Source organism: Okeania sp. SIO2B9 (genome assembly GCF_010672505.1).
Taxonomy (GTDB): domain Bacteria; phylum Cyanobacteriota; class Cyanobacteriia; order Cyanobacteriales; family Microcoleaceae; genus Okeania; species Okeania hirsuta.
This window is the reverse complement of sequence record NZ_JAAHGK010000613.1, coordinates 1-4425: the sequence shown is the minus strand read 5'-3', so window position 1 is coordinate 4425 and position 4425 is coordinate 1. Positions and strand designations below refer to the sequence as shown.

Sequence of the window (4425 nt, the reverse complement as noted above, 5' to 3'; positions counted from 1 at the left end):
CTTGTTAGTTGTACCACATTAATCACCGAATCTACTGTAAGTAAGAAGGTTGTAAATTTTCCCCCATTTCCAGCTTTTAACTTTTGATTTTTGACTTTTAAAATGGTGCGTTACGGCGCAATTTTAAGTTTTGAGGTACAACCACATTTACACGGTTGCGCCTAACGCACCCTACACACTATCTACACTACAGTACCCAAAAATTTAGGGAGCAAGATGCTCCCACTACTTTTAACTTTTAACTTTTGACTTTTGACTTTTATAAAAGGGTCGCTTAACAACAATAGCTGCATAATTTTTACCCCTAACTTCTACCTCCAATTTTTGACCTACCTTAGCTAATTTTTTAGGTAAATAAGCTAGAGCGATCGCCTTTCCTAAACTTGGAGACTTAGTACCGCTGGTAACTTCCCCTACCACTTTGCCATCACTCAAAACAGGATAACCATGACGAGCAATAGAGCGATCGAGCATTTCCAAACCCACCAAACGTTTTGAGACTCCTTCTGCTTTTTGTGTTTCCAATACTTGACGACCAATAAATTCACCCTTTTTATCCAGATGAACTAACCAACTTAAACCCGCTTCCAGAGGAGTAGTCTCAGTATCAATATCTTGACCGTAAAGTGCCATTGCTGCTTCTAAACGTAGAGTATCTCTTGCTCCCAAACCGCAGGGAGTAACGCCAGCACTCAACAAACTGCGCCATAACTCCACACCCACGGAGGAATCTACCATAATTTCAAACCCATCTTCCCCAGTGTAACCAGTTCTAGCAATAAAACCAGGTTGCTCCAATACAGTAATATCTGAATGTCCGAAAAATCCAATTGCTGCCAAATTTTCCTTGACAAATTGTTGCACATAAGATTCTGCTTCCGGACCTTGTACAGCTAATAACACTTTTTCCTCAGAGACATCTTGAAATTTAACACCACTAGCTTCTAAATGACTTAATATCCATGCTTTATCATTAGCTTTAGTGGCAGCATTCACAATCATAAAACCCCGTGCTTCGTTGGTAAGGGGGTCATCACTTTGACGATAGAAAATAAAGTCATCAATAATGCCTCCCTCAGAGTTTAATAAGACAGTATATTGCGCTCTACCAGGTTCTAAACTGCTTAAGTCGGAAGGTACTAAATATTGGATTTTCTTAATTAGATCGTGACCTTGAGCGATAAACTTGCCCATGTGGGAAATATCGAACATTCCTGCTTTTGTGCGTACTGCCTCATGTTCAGTGCTGATGCTAGTGTATTGTACTGGCATTTCCCACCCAGAAAATTCTACCATTCTGGCCTTGAGTTCGCTGCATAGGTCATATAAAGGGGTGCGGGAGAGAGGTTGTGTATTAGATTCTGTTGATTTGGCCACTGGTATGTCCCTAATTTAGAATAAACTTTATTGATTTTAGGATATTGTGGTTATTTACAGAGGTTATGAGTCATGAGTCAGGAGGGAAGAGTCAATAGTCATGGATCATCCTGATTTCAATTCACCAGGTAAGTTTGCCGGATGGGGCTACTTTAGGGGAAGAAGACTATATACAGATCAAGGTTATGGTGCTCATCGAAATAGTATGTATGAAATAAATAGTAATCATGGTACAGCCTGCGCTGGTGTAGCTGTAGCGGAGGCTGATGCTGCGGTTACAGTCGTTGCTGCCCCTGGATTCGGCACGACCTTCCGTTTGTCGTTGCGGACAGATATAAACCACTTCATTTTTGATCAGAGGTCTTGCATGAGTGGATGTCCTTTTAATGGTAACAAGGTCTTCTTGAACGGCAATGACCTGTGCCGGATTGAATGTTTGTGCCATAGTTATTATGGTTATTATTGTTTATTGAAATTATTTAGAGGAATACCGTGATTATCAGCAATGTCATTATTATATTTTGCTTTGCGTTCGATTGATGGTAGTTCTAGTCTTTAGCATTAGTATTTGATTTAACCATAAGACTGAAATTCTGAGAATCAAGAGGACTTTTCACCTCCTAAAATAAAATGTTCTGCTTCCCTTGACAAGCAGGAGGTATTTTTTTATGATCATAAAAAAATACAGGGGGAGAATACCACCTCACCTCACCTCAAACCAGCAGTCGGGATTTCCCAGGTTAAGGAGTCCCGTGTAGTCGTGTAAGCGCAACATCGGAAGTATGTAAATAGGCAGGACAATAATTTTGACACTCTGCGGTCTAAAGACGCGCAGATTCTTAATTCGTCCAGAAATGAACTCTTAAAGGCGTTGTCAAAGCGCCTCTACTTAGTTGGCTCAAGTCAAGACCAAGCTTTCCAGATACTTTTCTGAGAATATTTGCTGCACCGTTGCAGTCAGCATTAATTAAATAACCCGCAGCAGATTGATATAAACCTCGTTTAATACGTTTTCCAGAGGGTTCCCAGTTATCGGGTTTTTCACCATAGATTGGGAGAAAATCATCATCTAAAAACGATGCTTGCGAGGTATAAGATTCCTCTGTTTCTACAAATTGCACCCCATATAAATTGCCAAGTTGTTCTATTCTTTCTTTGAGTCTGGCAGTAGGAATTTGTACAAACTTTTGATTAGTTTTAGCTCCTAATTCAATTGATTGTTTTTGACCTTTATTCCAACCAAAAACCACTGTACCAATTCCATGCTTAAGACAGTGATTAATAACTAATCGCGCTGCGAGTGTTAACAGCATCCCGCATCTGTCGATTACGTTTCTCAGTCATGCGAGCTAATCTTTGAGACCAAAATCCTTGGGGTTGATTTTCTTTAATTGTGGCAATTTGCTTATTGTACCACTGATTTTTTGACTTGAGATGTTTCCCATCAATAATAAAGCTATCTCCTTGGGTATCTACACAAGTTAACCAGTTGTCTAAACCGTGGTCAATGGAAAGTGCTTGACCAGCATCTAACTTAACTGCCACAGGCGTTTTCATCTCATAGACAAACTCGGTATAAAAGCAACCGTGACGGGGAAGAATCCTAATTTCTTTAATTGAGTCCCAATCTAAGTTACTTACCATCGGAATGTAAAATGCCTCTAATCCAAACCATGCTTTAACCTTGCGTCCTAATGGAACTCTAATTCCTTCGTTCGTGAATTTTAACCATCTTTTAGGATAAGAAACTGTAAATAAACCAGGTTTTCGATAGTTAGGCGGCTTGGGTTTATTGGCTAATTCACCTTTACCAAACAGCTTTAGTAGCTGTCTGAAACTGCTGAAAGATTCAACAACACCATTGCATATTTGTTGGGCACTAGAGGCATACATTGCGTTAAAATGTCGGTTCCATTTCATCTGCTCGCAAAGTTCACTTTTGGAGACAAATCTATTTTCTTTAAACCAAACTTGTCGAGCATAATAAACAGAACAATTGAACACTTTATTGGCCTCGCCGCACAAGTATTCTAATATGGCCCGTAGTTCTTGATCTGGATGCAATAAAACTTGCTGGCATCCTAGATTTTTTACTTTTTTCTTAGTTTTTTTACTCATGCTTCTATGATCATCAATATGTCGATAAGCGTCAATCTATCAACATGAAGAACCAACAAAAAATATACCGACATGGCAACCATTCGGTAGGTTTGGCCCACGTCCATTTAGTCTGGATTCCCAAGAGGCGCAAGAAAGTTTTAGTGGGCCAAGTAAAAATAAGATTGGCAGCTATCTTATCGGAAGTTGCCACAGAAAAAGGTTGGTTAATTAAAGGATTGGAAATAGCGCCAGACCACGTTCATGTATTGGTAGAGCATGGGTCCGACCTAGCAATTCATAAAATAGTCAAAGCTTTAAAAGGTAGGTCATCGAGACTGTTGCGACTGGAGTTTCCTCAGCTATGCAAACTGCCTAGTTTATGGACTCACAGCTATTTTTATGACACTACGGGGAAGGTCAGCACCGCTAAGATTTTGGAATACATTAATGACCCTGATCACGGCGGTTGAAACCGCCGCTCGTTTTTCCGCCCCGAACTAAAGTTACGGGGCTACCAAACTCCCGAAATTTTTCCGTGTTAAGGACTTATTCCACACTCATAAAGACCGGAGATTATTTCATAGTTGAAGATGGCATATGCCATCACGGATTGCCTGTAGGACCCAAGTCTGGTCCTTATGAAGCCATTGAAGCTTTTGTAAATGAGAATTCTGATTTTGAAATTGACAGGGGTAGAGAATCTTTTCTCATAACATGGAACCCTAAAGGTTATCTGAGACGAAGAACTCACAGCGATGAAAATCCTTAATAATAGAGTTGTTGGGAAATAAGGTAAAATGAGCAAATAATAAATTGGTCAGAAAAATGCTAAATATTGAACGAGCCTTAAAACAAGACAGGTTACTCAGAGCATTAACAGGATTAAACCGTAAAGCAGATTACACTTTGTTGAAGCCCTTTAATCAAATGTATGAGCAAACATTGCTC

General features: G+C 39.8%; 6 protein-coding genes. 3 read left to right on the top strand and 3 right to left on the bottom strand.

All coding sequences use genetic code 11. The features are described from left to right. Positions 1-231 precede the first annotated feature (231 nt). On the bottom strand, positions 232-1377 hold the full coding sequence (gene gcvT / locus F6K13_RS20145) for a glycine cleavage system aminomethyltransferase GcvT (protein WP_192901068.1): 1146 nt from the start codon (positions 1375-1377) through the stop codon (positions 232-234). Between the two features lie 100 nt (positions 1378-1477). Between gcvT and F6K13_RS20140 the strand changes: the two genes are divergently transcribed. After that, positions 1478-1873: a hypothetical protein gene (locus tag F6K13_RS20140; protein WP_161564387.1), complete on the top strand. Its 396-nt coding sequence runs from the start codon at positions 1478-1480 to the stop codon at positions 1871-1873. 343 nt (positions 1874-2216) lie between these two features. Here F6K13_RS20140 and F6K13_RS20135 read toward each other — a convergent pair whose 3' ends face one another. Together F6K13_RS20135 and F6K13_RS20130 are read right to left on the bottom strand one after the other, a co-directional pair. After that, positions 2217-2690, bottom strand: a complete 474-nt coding sequence (locus F6K13_RS20135) for an IS200/IS605 family accessory protein TnpB-related protein (protein ID WP_240038828.1) — start codon at positions 2688-2690, stop codon at positions 2217-2219. Next, positions 2656-3495: a transposase gene (locus tag F6K13_RS20130; RefSeq protein WP_240038829.1), complete on the bottom strand. Its 840-nt coding sequence runs from the start codon at positions 3493-3495 to the stop codon at positions 2656-2658. Before F6K13_RS20130 ends, F6K13_RS20135 begins: the two co-directional genes overlap by 35 nt. Before the next feature lie 44 nt (positions 3496-3539). On the opposite strand from F6K13_RS20130, the gene tnpA reads away from it, so the two are divergent. Together tnpA and F6K13_RS35265 are read left to right on the top strand one after the other, a co-directional pair. Beyond that, positions 3540-3947: an IS200/IS605 family transposase gene (gene tnpA, locus F6K13_RS20125; protein WP_124143872.1), complete on the top strand. Its 408-nt coding sequence runs from the start codon at positions 3540-3542 to the stop codon at positions 3945-3947. A gap of 65 nt (positions 3948-4012) precedes the next feature. Further along, positions 4013-4246, top strand: a complete 234-nt coding sequence (locus tag F6K13_RS35265) for a CmcI family methyltransferase (protein WP_205127274.1) — start codon at positions 4013-4015, stop codon at positions 4244-4246. The last annotated feature ends 179 nt before the right edge of the window (positions 4247-4425 follow it).